Source organism: Mesorhizobium sp. WSM4846, assembly GCF_055811415.1.
This window is the reverse complement of sequence record NZ_JBVVPZ010000029.1, coordinates 30827-46468: the sequence shown is the minus strand read 5'-3', so window position 1 is coordinate 46468 and position 15642 is coordinate 30827. Positions and strand designations below refer to the sequence as shown.

The following is a 15642-nucleotide window of genomic DNA, read 5'->3' as shown; positions in this document are numbered from 1 at the left end:
ACGGATGCACCGCAAATGACCCCGACGGACGATCCGAAGCGATGGCTGGAGCAGCAGGGGATCAGGGAAGTCGAGTGCCTGGTGCCGGACGTGAACGGCGTCTTGCGCGGCAAGGCGTTGCCAACGGCCAAGTTCCTGAAGTCGCTCGAAGACCGCGCGCTCTACCTGCCGAGCAGCGCCTTCCTGGTCTGCATAGACGGCCGCTATTCCGGTTCCAACGACGAGGGCTTCGCCTATCAGGATCCCGACATGCGGATGGTGCCGGATGTCGCGACGCTCTGCCTTGCGCCCGGCGCTGGAGCTGAAAAGGCCTATGTCTTCGCCGATGCGTTTCACATGGACGACCGGCCGTGGATGGCCTCGCCACGTCATGTGTTGAGGGCCGTGCTCGATCTCTATCACCAGCGCGGCTGGCGGGCAGTGGTGGCGCCGGAGCTCGAATTCTACCTGACCGCGCCCAATCCCGATCCCGATCGGCCGTTGATCGCGCCGGTCCGGCGCAATGGCCGCTCCGAAACCGTGCAGCACCCCTATGACATGGCGGCGCTGGAGGAATTCGAGCCGGTGATCCAGCGGCTCTACGACTATGCCGCAAAGGCCGGGCTGCCGCTCGATACGCTGATCCACGAGTCAGGCACGGCGCAGTTGGAGATCAATTTCCTGCATGGCGACGCGCTGCCGCTGGCCGACAAGGTGCTGCTGTTCAAGCGGATGACGCGCCGGGCCGCGCAGGATAATGGCATGCATGCGACCTTCATGGCCAAGCCGATCGCCGCACAAGCCGGCAGCTCCATGCATCTCCACATGTCGGTCATCGACGAGGCCGGGAATACGCTGTTCGCCGGGCGTGACGATGCCGACACCGAGATGTTCGGGCATTTCATCGGCGGCCTGCAGAAATACATTCCGGAGGTGATGCCGCTGTTTGCGCCGAACGTGAATTCGTTCCGCCGCATCCGGCCGAACCACAGCGCGCCCGCCAACATCGAGTGGTCGCATGACAATCGCTCCTGCGGCCTGCGCGTGCCGGCCGGCGGGCGGGCCGCACGGCGGGTGGAAAACCGGCTGCCCGGCGCCGATGCCAACCCCTATCTGGCGATGGCCGGCTCGCTGCTCTGCGGCTATCTCGGCGTCGAGGAAAAGCTCTCGCGTTCGCCCGAGGCATCGGGCAACGCCTATCGCAGCAAGAGCACGCTGCCGAAAACCATGGAGGAGGCGCTCGACCGTTTCGCCGCCTGCAGTCCGGTTCGGGACTTGCTCGGCGAGGATTTCGTCCAGACCTATTTGCGCGTCAAAAGCGTCGAGCTCGACCTGTTCCAGAGCGTCGTCACCAGCTGGGAACGCGACCACCTGCTGCTCAAGGTCTGATGATGGGCTTCAATTCCGGCCTGGACATCGGCAGATCCTACTATGTCGCGACCGCCAATCCAGCCCCTGATCATCCGGCGGCGCTGCAGGCCGACGTCGACGCCGATCTGGTGGTGGTCGGCGGCGGCTGCACCGGCTTGTCCGCAGCCCTTCATGCCGCCGAGCGCGGGCTGAAGGTGGTGCTCCTCGAAGGCGGCAAGATCGGCTGGGGGGCGTCGGGGCGCAATGGCGGCCAGATCATTCCAGGCCTGCGCAAGGGCGCCAAGGGCCTGGCCAAGCTTTATGGGCCCGAACGGGCGCGGGCGCTTTTCGATCTCGCCCTCGAGGCGCGCGGGCTGGTGCTCGACCTGATCGAGCGCCATGCCATCGATTGCGACCTCCGGCTCACCGGCCATCTGGCCGGTGCGATAAACGGCTCCGACCTGCGCGATCTCGAGGAAGAGGCCGAGTGCCTTGCCACAGTAATGAACTTTCATGAGGTCGAGATGCTGTCGGCGGCGCGGGCGCGTGAAATGGTGAACACGCCCTATCACGGCGCCATGTACGAGAAGCTCGGCGGCCATATGCATCCTCTGAACTACACGCTGGGCCTTGCTCGCGCCGCGGCAGCGGCAGGCGTCACCATCCACGAGAATTCGGTGGCGCTGCGGCTGGAGCGGGAACCTTCCATCCGGGTTTCCACGGCCAAGGGCTCGGTCCGGGCCCGGCATGTCGTGCTGGCCGGCGACGCGCTGCTTCAGGGGCTCGAACCGCGCGTCAACAGCCGCATCATGCCGGTCGGCAACTACATCATCGCGACCGAGCCGCTGGACGACACCAGCGACGTCATCCCAAGCAATGCCGCCGTTTCCGACACACGCTTCGTCGTCAACTACTACCGGCTGTCGGCGGACGGCCGCCTGCTGTTCGGCGGTGGCGAGCGCTACACGCCGTCGCCGCCCGCCGACATTGCCGGCTTCGTGCGGCCGCATATGGAAAAGACCTTTCCGCAATTGCGCGGCCGCCGCATCGAGCATGCCTGGGGCGGGCTGGTCTCGGTGACGACATCGCGCCTGCCGGATGTCGGCCACTATGGCGAGGTCTATTTTGCGCATGGCTATTCAGGCAAGGGCGTGATCCTGTCGACGCTGTCGGGCAAGCTGCTTGCCGAGGCGATCACCGGCGATCCGTCGCGGCTCGATCTGTTTTCGACGCTGAGGCCAATGCCGTTTCCCGGCGGTGCCGCCCTGCGCGGCCCGCTCTATGTGCTCGGCATGCTCTGGTACGCCATGCGCGATCGCATCAAGCATTGAGCAAGTGATCCACTGCCGCCGTGGTTTTGCGACGGAGGGCGGGAACGCAGCTTCGCGACAAATTTGACCATGTGGACAAAGGTCGGACGCCGTTCCATAGTTCCCTCGCCTGATATCCAAAGAAACAGCCGGCTCGACACGGCGCCAATCAGAGGGGCATGCAATGGAAAACGGGAAGAGCAAAATCCAGTCGAAACGCGAAGGACTTTCGCGACGCGATTTGCTGGAACTCGGCGCGCTCGGCCTGGCGGCAGCCATGCTGCCGGGCCAGGTCTTGGCGCAGGTCAAGAAGCTGAAGGTGGCGGCGATCTTCGCCACGCCGACCGAGGAGCCATGGGTCCACCAGATCCATGTCGCCCTGCAGAGGGCCGAGAAGGAACTCGGCATCGAGTACAAATGGTCGGAGAAGGTGCAGACGGCCGATTTCAGCCGTGTGATGCGTGAATATGCGCAAGGCGGCTATGAGCTGGTGCTGGGCGATGCGTTCGCTGCCGAACGCGAATCCCGCCGCACCGCCAAGCAATTTCCGAAGGTCGCCTTCCTGTTCGGCTCCGGCGCCGGGCCGGCCGAACCGAATTTTGCAGTCTTCGACAATTGGATCCACGAGCCCGCCTATCTCTCCGGCCTGATCGCCGGAAAGATGTCGAAATCAGGCACGATCGGCGCCGTTGCGGCGATGGGCATTCCGGAAGTGAACCGGCTGGTCAATGCCTTCTTTGCCGGCGCCCGCGAGGTCAATCCTGACATCAAGAGGAAGGTCGCATTCATCGGCTCCTTCTTCGACCCGCCCAAGGCCAAGGAAGCGGCTATCGCCCAGATCGACGCCGGCGTCGACGTGATCTATGCCGAACGTTTCGGCGTCATCGAAGCGGCGGTCGAGAGGAAGATCCTCGCCATCTCCAATATGTCCGACCAGTCCAACCTCGGCCCGGACACGGTGATCACCGGCCCGGTCTGGGACATGTATCCGACGGTCGAGCATGCGATCAAACTGGTCAAGGCCGGCGTCTTCACCGCGCAGGATTACGGCGATTTCTCGCGCATGGCCAAGGGCGGCTCCTTTCTGGCGCCCTATCACAAATTCGACAAGACGCTGCCCGCCGACGTCAAGGAGCTGGTCGAGAAGAAGAAGGCCGAAATCCTCGACGGCAATTTCCGTGTCGTCGTCGACGAGAACACGCCGGTTTCGGATTGAGCGGCGCAGCCCTCCCCCTTGAGGGGAGGGTGCCGAGCGAAGCGGGGCGGGTGGGGTCACCTCAGCTGCCTCGACCTTTAGACCGATAAGGATGGAGCGCGTCACACGGACCCCACCCGGCCCTTCGGGCCACCCTCCCCTCGAGGGGGAGGGATATCAGCGCCATCTCTCATCTGGAGCACCTTCGCCTTTGCCCGCCCCTCTCATCGAAATGCGCGGCATCTCCAAGAGCTTCGGCGCCGTCATGGCGAACGAGGCCGTCGATCTTGGCGTCGCACCCGGCGAGATTCTCGGGCTGCTGGGTGAAAATGGCGCCGGCAAGACGACGCTGATGAACGTGCTGTTCGGCGCCTATGCGCCCGACGCCGGCGAGATCCTGGTTCAGGGCCGGCCGGTGACGATCAACAGCTCGGCCGATGCGCTCGCCGCCGGCATCGGCATGGTGCACCAGCATTTTCATCTGGCACCGCGGCTGTCGGTGCTGGAAAACCTGCTGATCGGCATTCCCGGCAAATCGGGCCGGATCGACCGCGCCGGCGGGCTGGCGCGACTGGCGGAGATCGGCCGCCAGCATGGCCTCACGCTCGATCCGGACCTTCCCGTCTCGGCGCTGTCGATCGGCGAGCAGCAGCGGCTCGAAATCGTCAAGGCGCTGTTTCGCGGTGCAAGGCTGCTGATCCTCGACGAGCCGACGGCGGTGCTGGCGCCGACAGAGGTCGACGGGCTGTTTTCGGCGCTGCGGTCGATGGCCGCCCAGGGTCTCGGCATCATCTTCATCTCGCACAAGCTCAACGAGGTCAGGGCGTTGACCCATCGCTGCGTGGTGCTGCGGCATGGCCGCGTGACCGGGCGCGTCGACGCACCTGCCAGCACGACATCCTCGGAGATGGCGCGGCTGATGTGCGGCCACGAGATCGTTCCGCCGGCCAGGGGACCGTCGACACCGGGTGCCGCGGTGCTGACCCTGGACGGCATCTCGACGTCGCGCCATTCCGGCATGGCGCTGCGCGATGTCTCGCTTTCGGTGCGCGCCGGCGAGATCCTCGGCATTGCCGGTGTCTCGGGCAACGGCCAGCGGGCGCTTGCCGAGGTGATCTCCGGCGTTCGCGCGCCCGATGCCGGCCGGATGACGATAGCCGGCAAAGCTGTCTCGCGGTTCTCGCCGCGCGAGGTGCAGGCGCTCGGTCTCGGGCGCATCCCGGAAGATCGGATGACGACGGGACTGGTCACCAACCTGCCGCTTGCCGATTCGATGGTGCTGCCGCGCATCGGCACCGGGGCGTTCAGCCGCAACGGTCTGCTCAGGCCCGATGCGATCCGCGCCTTCGCCGAAGAACAGATCAAGGCCTATGACATACGCTGCCCCGGGCCGATGACGCGGGCCGGAGCGCTGTCCGGCGGCAATCTGCAAAAGGCGCTGCTGGCGCGTGAGCTCGCCTTCGACCCCAAGGTGCTGATCGTGTCGCAGCCGACGCGCGGCCTCGACATTGGTGCGGCGCGATTCATCCACGAAAAGTTCCTCGACATGCGCGCCAGGGGCTGCGGCATCGTCGTCATCGGCGAAGATCTCGAAGAGCTGCTGATGCTCTGCGACCGCATCGCGGTGATGTATGAGGGGCGCATTGCCGGCACGTTGGACAGCGCCGACGCCACGATCGCGCGGCTCGGACTGATGATGACCGGAGCGGAGGGCGATAGTTGATGTTCCGCCTCGAAGCCCGCACCTCAACGCCCGCCTGGTTCAACCTGGCTTTGCCGTTGCTGGCCATCGGCGCGACATTGGTGCTGTGCAGCGGCCTCATTGCGCTGGCCGGTGCCGGGGTGATCGAGGCCTATGGCGTGATGTTCTCGGCGTCGCTGGGCGACAGCTACGCGATCACCGAAACGCTCGTGCGCGCAACACCGATGATCTTCACCGGGCTTGCCGTGGCGGTCGCCTTCCGCGCCAAATTCTGGAATATCGGCGCCGAGGGGCAGTTGCTTGCCGGTGCGGTGGCGAGCTGCGCGGTCGGCGCCATTCCGATGCCGGGGCCGCTTGCCATGCTGCTGATGGCGCTCGCCGGCGCCGCCGCCGGTGCTGCGGTCGCCCTGATCCCGGCAACGCTGCGGGTGAAATTCAAAGTCGATGATGTCGTTAGTTCACTGCTGCTCAACTCGGTCATCTTCTACGCGTTGATGGCGCTGCTCGAAGGCCCTTGGAAAGACAGTTTCAGCGGCTACCCGATCTCGCCGCCGATCGAGGATTCAGCGAATTTCCCGGTGCTGCTCGAAGGCACGCGGCTGCATCTCGGCGTCGTGGCGGCTTTCGTGGCCGCACCGGTCATCTGGTTCCTGATTGCGCGCACGACGCTCGGCTTCAGGATCAGGGTTATCGGCGAAAATCCCGAGGCCGCGCGCTATGGCGGCATTCATGTCGAGCGGGTGCTGATCTCGACGGCGCTGCTGTCCGGGGCGCTCGCCGGCCTTGCCGGCGTCAGCGAAGTCGGCGGCGTGCATTTCCAGGTGATGAGCGACATCTCGCCGGGCTATGGCTATTCCGGCATCGTCGTCGCCATGCTGGCGAGGCTCAACCCGCTTGGCGTGATGCCGGCGGCGCTGTTCCTCGCCGCCGTCATGACCGGCGCCGAGGCGATGTCGCGGGCCACCGGCGTTCCCGCCTTCCTCAGCGACGTCATCCAGGGCACCGCGCTGCTCGCCATGCTGGTGGCGCTGCTGTTCACGGCCTATCGCATCCGCCGCGTCGGAGCCGCATGATGAGCGTCGTGCTCGAACAGATTTTTCAGGTCGGCTTCCTCGCCGCGATCATCCGCATCGCCACGCCTTTGGCTTTCGCGACGCTGGGCGAGATGTTTTCGGAGCGGGCCGGCGTGCTCAATCTCGGCATCGAAGGCATCATGCTGTTGTCGGCGATGACCGGCTTCACCGCGACCAGCCTCAGCGGCAGCCTGTGGCTCGGCGTGCTTGCGGCGGTGCTGACCGGTGCGCTGATGGGTGCCGTGCATGCGCTGTTCACGGTGGCTCTCGGCCTTAGCCAGCATGTCTGCGGCATCGGCGTGACGCTGTTCTCGTCGGGCCTCGCCTATTTCCTTTACCGGCTGATCTTCGGCCAGCAATCGGTGCCGCCCAGCATCAAGAGTTTCGAAACGCTGCCGATCCCTGTTCTCTCCGACATCCCGGTGCTCGGACCAGCCGTGTTCAACCAGTTTTCGCTGGTCTACATGGCGATGGCAGCCGTTCCCCTTGCCGCCTTCGTGCTCTATCGGACTCCGTGGGGCCTGTCGGTGCGCATGGTCGGCGAAAATCCGCGCGCCGCCGATTCGGCCGGCGTCGGCGTCATCGCCACTCGCTTCCAGGCGGTGATCCTTGGCGGTGCCCTGATGGGGCTGGCCGGGGCTTTCCTGTCGATGGTGCAGTTCAACGCCTTCACCTTCGGCCTCGTCTCCGGGCGTGGCTGGGTGGCGATCGCGCTCGTCGTCTTCGGCCGCTGGGATCCCTGGCGTTCGGCAGGGGCCGCCCTGCTGTTCGCCTTCGTCGATGCCCTGCAACTGCGCATGCAGGCGAGCGGGCTCGGCCATATCCCCTATGAGGCGTTCCTGATGCTGCCCTTCATCTTCACCATCGTCGCCATGGCCGTGATGTCACGCAACGCCGTCGCGCCTTCGGCGCTCCTCAAGCCGTTCCGCCGCGAAGAACGCTGACAGGGCGGGGAAGGGAATTCTCAGCCACCGCTTAGCGCCCGCATCACATTCGGCAGCGCCGGCAGCGTCAGCAAAACCGTGCCCGCAAGCCAGATCGACGCGACGACGATGCTCCTGGGGCGCGCCGACCAGCGCTCATAGAGAGCGGCCGGCACGCCGGCGAGCATGATAGTCATCGTCGACAGGATCAGCGCACTTGCCATGTAGACGATCTGGCTCAGGGGAGGCGCCCAGCCCGGATACCAGATCGGATAGAACAGGAACACCATCAGCACCCACGGCGAAAAGATGCCGTTGACGATGGCGACCGCCATGACCGGGACAAGACCGTTTCTGTCCATTGCCTCAACCCCCCTGCGAAGCCATCGGCGCAATGCCGAAATTGATCAGAAAGACGAGGTAGAACACGCGCAAGGCCATAAGCCAGAGCACGCTGAAGACGATCACCACCGGCTGGGTCAGGATCGACGGCGTAATGCTCCGCACGGCCCGCAGGAACGGGTCCGTGACACTCTTGAAGAAGCGCCAGATGTAGTTGTCCCAGCTTTCGGGCACGAAGAGGCCGAGCAGGAGACGCCCCATCAGAGTGTACATCACCGCGGCAAGGATGAAATTCGGGATGTGGAAATACCAATAGGACCAGAAATCGTTCATGTGGGAGTTTCCAAGCAGCGGCGGCGCCGCGTTATGCCAGCGACGCCTCCAAAATGAAAGCGGGGTCCGTCACCGGACCCCGCCTTGAGCGCCGATCGCTATGCGCGATCAGGCAGTCTTTTCTTCCATCATCTGCTTGCCACGCGGCACACGGATTTCCTCGATGAAATCCTGCATATCCCGGGACGGCGCCCTGGTGAGAAGGCTGACGATGATCATCACGGCGAAGCCCACCGGCAGACCGAAGGCCGCCGACGAAATGTTCTTCACGCCCCACCACAGTTCCATATTCGGCGTCGCCTTGTCGAAGTCGGCGCCGTACTGGGTCATGACAAGGTAGAAGATGGTGATGCCGAAGCCCGCGATCATGCCGGCGACCGCACCGGCCGAGTTCGCCCGCTTCCACCAGACGCCGAGCACCAGCGCCGGGAACAGCCCGCCTGCCGCAAGCGAGAACGCCCACGACACCATCGACAGGATGTCCGACGGCTTGGTCGACGCGACGTAGGCGGCCAGCACGGCGACCATAACCAGCAGGATGCGGGACACGATCAGGCGCCGCGACGTCGGCGCATTCTGGTCGATCATCTTGTAGTAGATGTCGTGGCTGAGTGCGTTGGCGATGGCCAGCAGCAGGCCGTCCGCCGTCGACAGCGCGGCGGCAAGACCGCCGGCGGCGACGAGGCCCGAGATGACGTAAGGCATGCCGGCCATTTCCGGCGTCGCCAGCACGATCATGTCGGCGTTGAGGTTGATGTCGGCAAACGAAAGTGCCGTCACGCCCTTTTCGGCGCAGGCCGCGACGATCGCCGCGGTGTCTGTCGCCGCCTTGCCGCAGATCTGCACGAGCGTATTGTCGGCTGCGGCCCAGCGCATCATCCATCCGGCTTTCTCGGCGATGTTTTCGGGCGTCAGGCCCGACGCCACAAGGTCGAGCATCGTCCACTTGGCGAACGCCGCATAGGCGGGCGCAGTGAAGTAGAGGATGAAGATGAACAGCAGCGACCAGGCGACCGAGACACGCGCTTCACGCACCGACGGGGTGGTGAAGTAGCGCATCAGGACATGCGGCAATGACGCCGTTCCGACCATCAGGCAGAGGATGAGCAGGAAGTAGTTCTTGGCATCGTAGCCGCCATGCACGAATGGGGTGATGTGATGCACGGTGATGCCCTGCGCCGTCTCAAGCGCGGTGATGTTCGCCAGCGCCTGGCCTTGCATCAATTGTGGGATCGGCACGCCGGTTTTCACCGTCGACATCCAGATGACAGGGATGAGATAGGCGATGATCAGCACGATGTACTGAGCGACCTGCGTCCAGGTGACTGCGCGCATGCCGCCCAGCATTGAGCAGACGAGAATGCCGGCCAGGCCGACATAGACCGCGACGTTGAAGTCGATGCCAAGGAAGCGCGCCGAGATCAGGCCAGTGCCGAAAATCTGCGCGACGACATAGGTAAACGAGCAGGAGAACAGAACGATCACGCCGATGAAGCGGGCAAGATTGCCGCCGTAGCGCGCCGACAGGAAGTCGGGAACCGTGTAGGCGCCGAACTTGCGCAGATAGGGCGCAACGAGGATGGCCACGAGCACGTAGCCGCCGGTCCAGCCGAGCACGAAGCCGAGACCATCATAGCCGAGCAGATAGAGCGAGCCAGCCATGCCGATGAAGGAGGCCGCCGACATCCAGTCGGCGCCGGTCGCCATGCCGTTGTAGAGCGCCGGTACGCGACGCCCGGCGACGTAATATTCACCAACGTGCATGGTGCGGCTCAGGACGCCGATCACGGCGTAGATGACGATGGTGAAGCCCATGAACAGGTAGCCGATGACAACATTCTCGACGCCCATGGCGCTCAAGACAGCCATCAGGATGATGAAGGCTATGAAGCCGCCGGTGTAGATGCCGTAGATGCGGCCGAGATTGGAGGTGAAGTCGCCTCCGCCTGCGGTGGTGGATGTCGTGTTAGCCATTGAAGTTCCCCCGATCAATCTTCATGGACGCCATGCTCTTCGTCGATCGCGTTCTGGCGCCGTGCGAACCAGAACAGCATGACGACGAAGGCGATGAGCGAACCCTGAGCGGCCATGTAGAAGCCGAGCGGAAAGCCAAAAATGACGATGCTGTTGAGTTGCTCCACGAACATGTGGATGACGTAACCGAAGAACACCCATAGGCCGAGCATGACGAACATGAGGCTCTTGGTCTTGTTCCAATAACTTATGCGGTCTGGCGTCGCCATAGCGTTGAACCCTCCCTAGGTTGGCAGCTTGCGAACCGTCTCGACCGCAAGGCGCCGTTTAAAGCTTGCCTCTTCCGCTGACGCGGAAGCCCTCCGGCATATGTCGCGGCCAAGCATAGAATCAGCCGACCGTAACTGTGGAGGAGTATCACTTTTTGTCGCGGCTGTTCATACGACTTTAGAATCGGTGAAAGGACTGGAGAATCGGTGAGAGGACTTGAATTGGCAAGAGGGCTGGCGGTGCGGCATCGCGGAGGCTAAACGGTCAACATCGGTTGGAACCGAAGGGAGAGCGCCATGGGCCTGCTGAACGACCTGTTGCCCGCGTTCCTGCGCAAGCCGCAGCCGATCGGCAGCGTCGGCGAACTGGCTGACTTCATGGATTCGCGCGCCGCCTTCCTGGCGCAGAAAAGCATCGTCGAGTTCTGCCGCGTCAGGGCAGGGGTATACTGGCAGAAGCTGTTCAGCGAGAAGGAATTCCAGGCGGCGCTCAGCCATTCGCGCTGGCGCGCCTACCCTGCGTGTTACGCCATGATGGCGGAAATGGTGGAGGGTGCGCTGCGCGAACCTGCCGGCTTGCGCCAGCGAGGCCTGCCGGCGGCGCTGGAACAAGTCGCCTTGGCAAGCTTCTCCAAATATGCCGTTCCAGAGGGCTCACCCGCCACTTTCTGGGAAGACGCCACCGAACTCACCCGTCAGCGCCTCGCCGCCACCCAGATCGGTCCGCCGCGGCCGGTGCGCGAGATCCCCGAGCCGCTGGCACGAACGGTTTTCGAGATGGTCCCGATCCACCCCAATCTGCTGACCAACGATTACGACTATATCTTCAACTTCCTGAGAATGAATCTGCTGCGCGCGCATGAGGATTTCCTGGTGCAGGCCGACCGCAGCGCCCTCGTCGACCAACTGCTTGGCGCCGCGCGCAGCTGAGTTTGTTTACTGTCCGAGCGTCGCCGGCGATGCGAACATCAGGTCCCGCACCAGGTCGGGTGCCGACTGAAGGCGCTTGATGAGGCTCTTGAGCTGTGCCTGCTGATCGCGCGCCAGCGCATTGATCTCGACGCGGTTGGATACCGGTATACCGGCGTAGATGTCACGCGTCTGCTGAGCGAGCAGCAAGCCGACCAGCATTGCGTGACCGGCCAGCATCGCCTTCATGTCGGGCTCGCCGCCAATATCCAGGGCGATCAGTTGCTCGAGCCGGGCACGGGTGCTCCGCTCGCGGATGCCGTGGCGAATTGCAAGCGTGCGTGCCGTCGCGACGATTGGAAAAAGGCCATGCTTCTTGATGTCCAGCCGGCCATTTTCAAGCTGAAAGCCGCCAAAGACAGTGAAGGGACTGCCGGTCGTCATCTGCTCGCCGAGCAGCTTCGCGAACACCGGCTCGGCGTGGGCACGGTCATAGGCATATTCGATGAACTGCGCGGCCAGCGTGGTGTCGCCATGCACCGGCCGCAGGTCGTAGACGATATCGACGTTGAGCAGGTCCTGAGGCCGCAGGCGGCGAACCCAATCCTCGACGCGCCGCTTCCAGGTGGAGAGGCTACCGCGGAATGCGGCATTCGAGGCCATTACCCCGCCTTTGCAATACGGCACGCCTGAGACGTCGAGCATGTCGGCGAGCCTGGCGCCGAGTTTCTTGAACCAGCGGTCTTCGGGCCCATCCGGCTCGCCATCTGCGAAGACGATTGCGTTGTCCTGGTCGGGGGCCATCAGGCTTTCGCCACGGCCGCCTGAGCCGAGCACGAGCACGGCATAGGCGCAGGGCGGCGGGCCGTGACCTTCGATCTGCATCTGCTGTTCGGCAAGCACGGCGGCGCGGCGGGTAAGCGAGCAAAGTTCGTCGCTGATGATTTCCGCCACCACGCGCGGGTCGATCGCTTCGCCGATGAGCGATCGTACCACGCCCGGCAGCATCGACCAGCTGGCCGCCAGTTCGGCGGCGTCCCTGGCATGTTCGATCGTGTCGTCGAGATCGATGGCAGCGGCGGCGCGAAGCCTCAGCAGGTCGCGCGCCGAAAGCACGCCGACCAGCATGCCGCCGTCGTCGCGGACGGCGAGGTGGCGGACTTTCAGCCGATCCATGCGGCCGATCGCCCGATAAGCGAAGGCGGCGGCGCGGATGCTTATCAGCGGTCGCGCTGCGATGTTTCCGACCGGCATGTCAAAAGCCCGCTCGGCGTCGGACGATATGCGGCGCAGCAGGTCACGCTCGGTAACGATGCCATAATCCTCGATCGCTTGATCCGGCGTTCCACGCTCGGACACGAGGACAGAGCTGATCTTGCGCTTGACCATGAGGTCGATGACCTGCCTTGTCGGCTTGGTCGACTTCACCACCACTGGCGGGCTGCTCATCAGGCTGCCGACGCGATGGCGATAGGCATAGGGATCAACCGGCTGAAACGCGGGAGCCTGGGGTCGCGACACCGGTTCGGCCCAGCCGGCGCGATGGCCGGCTTCGAGAGCGTCCGAAAGGGCAAGGCAGGCAACCTCGGCCTCTCCAAGTGTTCGGATGTTGCGCTTGCGCAACTCCGGAATCAGCGCGGCAAAGATGTCTCCGGCCGCAATCGCATCGCCCAGAGCCGAATGCCGGCCGGTTATCTCCAGGCGAAGCCACCCGGCGATCGTTTCCAGCGAATGGTCTGCCAGATTGGGATTTGCTATGGTCGCAAGAAGCCGGACGCACAGCGCCCCAGGCTTTTTCCAGGGCAAGCGGGCGCGTCGGCATTCGCGCTCCAATACCGCCAGGTCGAAGCCGATCGAATGGCCAACGAGGATGCGGTCGCCGACGAACTCCTGGAATTGTGCCCATGCATCCGGGAAGCTGCCGGCTCCGTCAACATCGGCATCGGTGATGCCGTGGACGAGCGAAGCCTCGGACGGGATTGCTTCACCGGGATCGATGAGCAGATCGAGCTGAGCTTGCCGTACGACCTTGCCATGCGCGATGCCGATCGCGCCAATCTGGACCACGCGCGCCTTGGTGGCGTCGGGCCCGGTTGTTTCGGTGTCGACGGCGGCAGCCGCAATTGCTATCAGCGGTGTCGCGCCGCTCGCCGGCTTCAATTCCGTCTCCTTCGGCATAGCCGATAGCCTTCCTCTGCCGGATGTCTTGCCCAGACAACGCCTGTCCTAGACAGCGCCTGTCGATGCCGGAAAGGTTCGATTCTGCTTTGCCATGCAACATAGAGCGCGCCGGCGGGCCGCGTCGATGGCCGAAGTCAGGCTATGGCGTTCGCAATGTTGCGCCGGGGAGTTGCGCGCCTGCACGTCCAGGCGGCCCATTCGCCTTAAAGTGATTTGATACGGTCGCAGCGCTCGCACATTGTCGGCGAGCTTGCTGCCGAGGGCGCCGATGGATGAGATCAGGCGGGTTGCTGTGGGGTGCATCGGGCGCGCCGTCATGTTCGGCTCGCTTGCCATTGGCTGTGTCATGGTCGGATTCTCCTTCAACCCGGTGTCTGCATTTCGCTCCGGCGCGTTCCTCACGCTGACCATGGTTCTGGCGCTGATGGGGAAAGCAACGACCGCAGCCTTCAAAAATCCCAAGCACACCGAAGTCTGGCTCTATCTCGATGAGAAATCGCGCCCAGCAGATGCCTCGGCACGACGGGTGTTCGGCACCATCATGGGCGACGTTTATAGACTCTACGCCCGGATCGCGCTCGGCGTCGCGGTCGGGTTCTTCCTTGTGTCGCTCGTGCTGATGCTGTTCGGCCTGGAAGCTTACAGGCCGCCCGCCAACTAGGCGGCCGCTCCGCCCATCCCTGCCCGCCCGCACGACCGGGCGTTTTGCCATCGGGCCGATCGGCCTCGGAAAGTGCCGCGCTAAGCAGCAAACAAACCAAATTGTCCTCAGGTTGGAGAAAAACATTCTAAGGATCGCTGGAAAATAGCACTCGACAAAGTCTACTGATTTAATAGATTAACTGCCGAGACGGAGGTCGATATGTCCTATTTCCAGAACGCCCACACTGCCCGCAAAGGCCAAAGGCTCGGTTCCGAGCAGACTTGGCGGCCGGCCTATGCGGGCGCCTTTGCCTATCTCGTCTTTGCCCTTGCGTTCGTGTTCACCGGGGCGGTCGTTCTGGGTTTTGTTCCCTGACTATGGAGCCCGCGAGTCATCGGGCCTGACTAAAGGGATAGCTGTCTGCCGTTTCGCGATATCGGAGTTGAATGAACCGAGTCCCGGTGCGCTTTCGCGCGCTTGACCCCAACGTGATGGAGGAGATGGCAATGCCGTTCGAGTTCACGCATGTTCCCGGTAAAACTCACCCGGCCGACCCAACCGCGCCGTTTTTCTACGATTTCGCGGAAACCGCGACAAAGCTGTCGCTGATCGAGGACATCGGTTTCCAGAAAATCGTCGTCGACGATCCGGCCGGGCTGCTGACCAATATGGATATTGCCGCCCGGGCGCTGGACCGCACTTCTTCGCTCGAGATCGTTCTCACGCATTGGGCTGGTGTGATCGACCCGACGGTGGCGGCACGGCAATTGGCGGCCCTCGACGCGAAAAGCGGCGGTCGGCTGTCGCTCAGGATGCTCAGCGAGCCGCTGAACGACGACGATGCCGAAACACGCCCGGTCGGTCACACGGTCGTCTGGCAGCGCATCGATGAATATCTGGTGCTGCTGAAACGGTTGTGGTCGAACGACAGGCCGTTCGACCATGAAGGCGCCTTCTACAGCGTCAGCGGCGGCTATGTGCCGCGCAAGGGGCCGCGTAGCGCCGGCGTGAGCATCCGCATGGGCGGACGGTCCGGAACGGCGCTCAGGGTCGCCGGGCGGCATGCCGATGTCTTCGAGTTGACGCCGGGTTCGCTCGACGAGATCCGGCAACTGATGGAGCGGGTTCGCAATGCCGCCGCCGAACACGGTCGGGCCGGCAAGCTGCGTTTCGCGCTCCCCGTCCGGATCCGTTCGGAGGGCAACGCTTCCTGCCAGAAGGCGGTCGAATTTGTCGGACCACCGGCACAAGTCGCGCTTTCCCTGCTTCCTTATGCTGCCCTGGCAATCGAGGAGTTCATGATCGTCGGTGTCGACAGGCCGGGCGGCATCGCGGCGGCGGGCCGCGAGGTGATCGCGCTGCTGCGCAATTCGCTGACGCGCCGCGAGGCCGATGTCCCTCAGCCCGGCGCGTTTGCGCCTCGCGTGATCCGCGAAGCACGCGCCGGCTGAGCGCGTGC

15 protein-coding genes are annotated in these 15642 nt (G+C 64.0%); 10 read left to right on the top strand and 5 right to left on the bottom strand.

Features of this window, described 5'->3' with window-relative positions:
- Positions 1 to 15: 15 nt before the first annotated feature.
- The 6 genes from AC0L15_RS22295 to AC0L15_RS22270 all read left to right on the top strand — a co-directional run bounded on the left by AC0L15_RS22295 (position 16) and on the right by AC0L15_RS22270 (position 7553).
- Positions 16 to 1368, top strand: a complete 1353-nt coding sequence (locus AC0L15_RS22295; protein WP_473497069.1) for a glutamine synthetase family protein — start codon at positions 16 to 18, stop codon at positions 1366 to 1368.
- Positions 1368 to 2660: an NAD(P)/FAD-dependent oxidoreductase gene (locus AC0L15_RS22290; RefSeq protein WP_473497068.1), complete on the top strand. Its 1293-nt coding sequence runs from the start codon at positions 1368 to 1370 to the stop codon at positions 2658 to 2660. Before AC0L15_RS22295 ends, AC0L15_RS22290 begins: the two co-directional genes overlap by 1 nt.
- A gap of 163 nt (positions 2661 to 2823) precedes the next feature.
- A complete protein-coding gene (locus AC0L15_RS22285; protein WP_473497066.1) occupies positions 2824 to 3855 on the top strand; it encodes a BMP family protein in 1032 nt (343 codons plus the stop codon).
- A gap of 190 nt (positions 3856 to 4045) precedes the next feature.
- On the top strand, positions 4046 to 5557 hold the full coding sequence (locus AC0L15_RS22280) for an ABC transporter ATP-binding protein (protein ID WP_473497065.1): 1512 nt from the start codon (positions 4046 to 4048) through the stop codon (positions 5555 to 5557).
- Entirely contained in the window at positions 5557 to 6609 is a 1053-nt protein-coding gene (locus AC0L15_RS22275; protein WP_287171823.1) for an ABC transporter permease, read from the top strand. The genes AC0L15_RS22280 and AC0L15_RS22275 overlap by 1 nt, the downstream gene beginning before the upstream one ends.
- On the top strand, positions 6609 to 7553 hold the full coding sequence (locus AC0L15_RS22270; RefSeq protein ID WP_023800524.1) for an ABC transporter permease: 945 nt from the start codon (positions 6609 to 6611) through the stop codon (positions 7551 to 7553). Before AC0L15_RS22275 ends, AC0L15_RS22270 begins: the two co-directional genes overlap by 1 nt.
- 20 nt (positions 7554 to 7573) lie before the next feature.
- On the opposite strand, the gene AC0L15_RS22265 is transcribed toward AC0L15_RS22270, so the two are convergent.
- The 4 genes from AC0L15_RS22265 to AC0L15_RS22250 form a co-directional block, all read right to left on the bottom strand.
- Complete coding sequence (locus tag AC0L15_RS22265; protein ID WP_091592307.1) at positions 7574 to 7894, bottom strand: hypothetical protein; 321 nt, start codon at positions 7892 to 7894, stop codon at positions 7574 to 7576.
- 4 nt (positions 7895 to 7898) lie between these two features.
- Complete coding sequence (locus tag AC0L15_RS22260; protein WP_128173652.1) at positions 7899 to 8207, bottom strand: YggT family protein; 309 nt, start codon at positions 8205 to 8207, stop codon at positions 7899 to 7901.
- 108 nt (positions 8208 to 8315) lie between these two features.
- A complete protein-coding gene (locus AC0L15_RS22255; RefSeq protein WP_128173651.1) occupies positions 8316 to 10181 on the bottom strand; it encodes a sodium:solute symporter family protein in 1866 nt (621 codons plus the stop codon).
- A gap of 14 nt (positions 10182 to 10195) precedes the next feature.
- Positions 10196 to 10450, bottom strand: coding sequence for a DUF4212 domain-containing protein (locus AC0L15_RS22250; RefSeq protein ID WP_287213370.1), 255 nt, complete (start codon positions 10448 to 10450; stop codon positions 10196 to 10198).
- Positions 10451 to 10747: 297 nt separating this feature from the next.
- Between AC0L15_RS22250 and AC0L15_RS22245 the strand changes: the two genes are divergently transcribed.
- A complete protein-coding gene (locus AC0L15_RS22245) occupies positions 10748 to 11380 on the top strand; it encodes a hypothetical protein (protein ID WP_128245866.1) in 633 nt (210 codons plus the stop codon).
- A gap of 6 nt (positions 11381 to 11386) precedes the next feature.
- Here the strand turns inward: AC0L15_RS22245 and AC0L15_RS22240 are convergent, their stop codons facing one another.
- Positions 11387 to 13537: a DUF294 nucleotidyltransferase-like domain-containing protein gene (locus AC0L15_RS22240; protein ID WP_287248348.1), complete on the bottom strand. Its 2151-nt coding sequence runs from the start codon at positions 13535 to 13537 to the stop codon at positions 11387 to 11389.
- Between the two features lie 319 nt (positions 13538 to 13856).
- Between AC0L15_RS22240 and AC0L15_RS22235 the strand changes: the two genes are divergently transcribed.
- The 3 genes from AC0L15_RS22235 to AC0L15_RS22225 all read left to right on the top strand — a co-directional run bounded on the left by AC0L15_RS22235 (position 13857) and on the right by AC0L15_RS22225 (position 15634).
- Positions 13857 to 14201: a hypothetical protein gene (locus tag AC0L15_RS22235; protein ID WP_287248351.1), complete on the top strand. Its 345-nt coding sequence runs from the start codon at positions 13857 to 13859 to the stop codon at positions 14199 to 14201.
- Between the two features lie 201 nt (positions 14202 to 14402).
- Positions 14403 to 14558, top strand: a complete 156-nt coding sequence (locus tag AC0L15_RS22230) for a hypothetical protein (RefSeq protein WP_091592315.1) — start codon at positions 14403 to 14405, stop codon at positions 14556 to 14558.
- Between the two features lie 131 nt (positions 14559 to 14689).
- Entirely contained in the window at positions 14690 to 15634 is a 945-nt protein-coding gene (locus tag AC0L15_RS22225; RefSeq protein ID WP_473497101.1) for an LLM class flavin-dependent oxidoreductase, read from the top strand.
- The last annotated feature ends 8 nt before the right edge of the window (positions 15635 to 15642 follow it).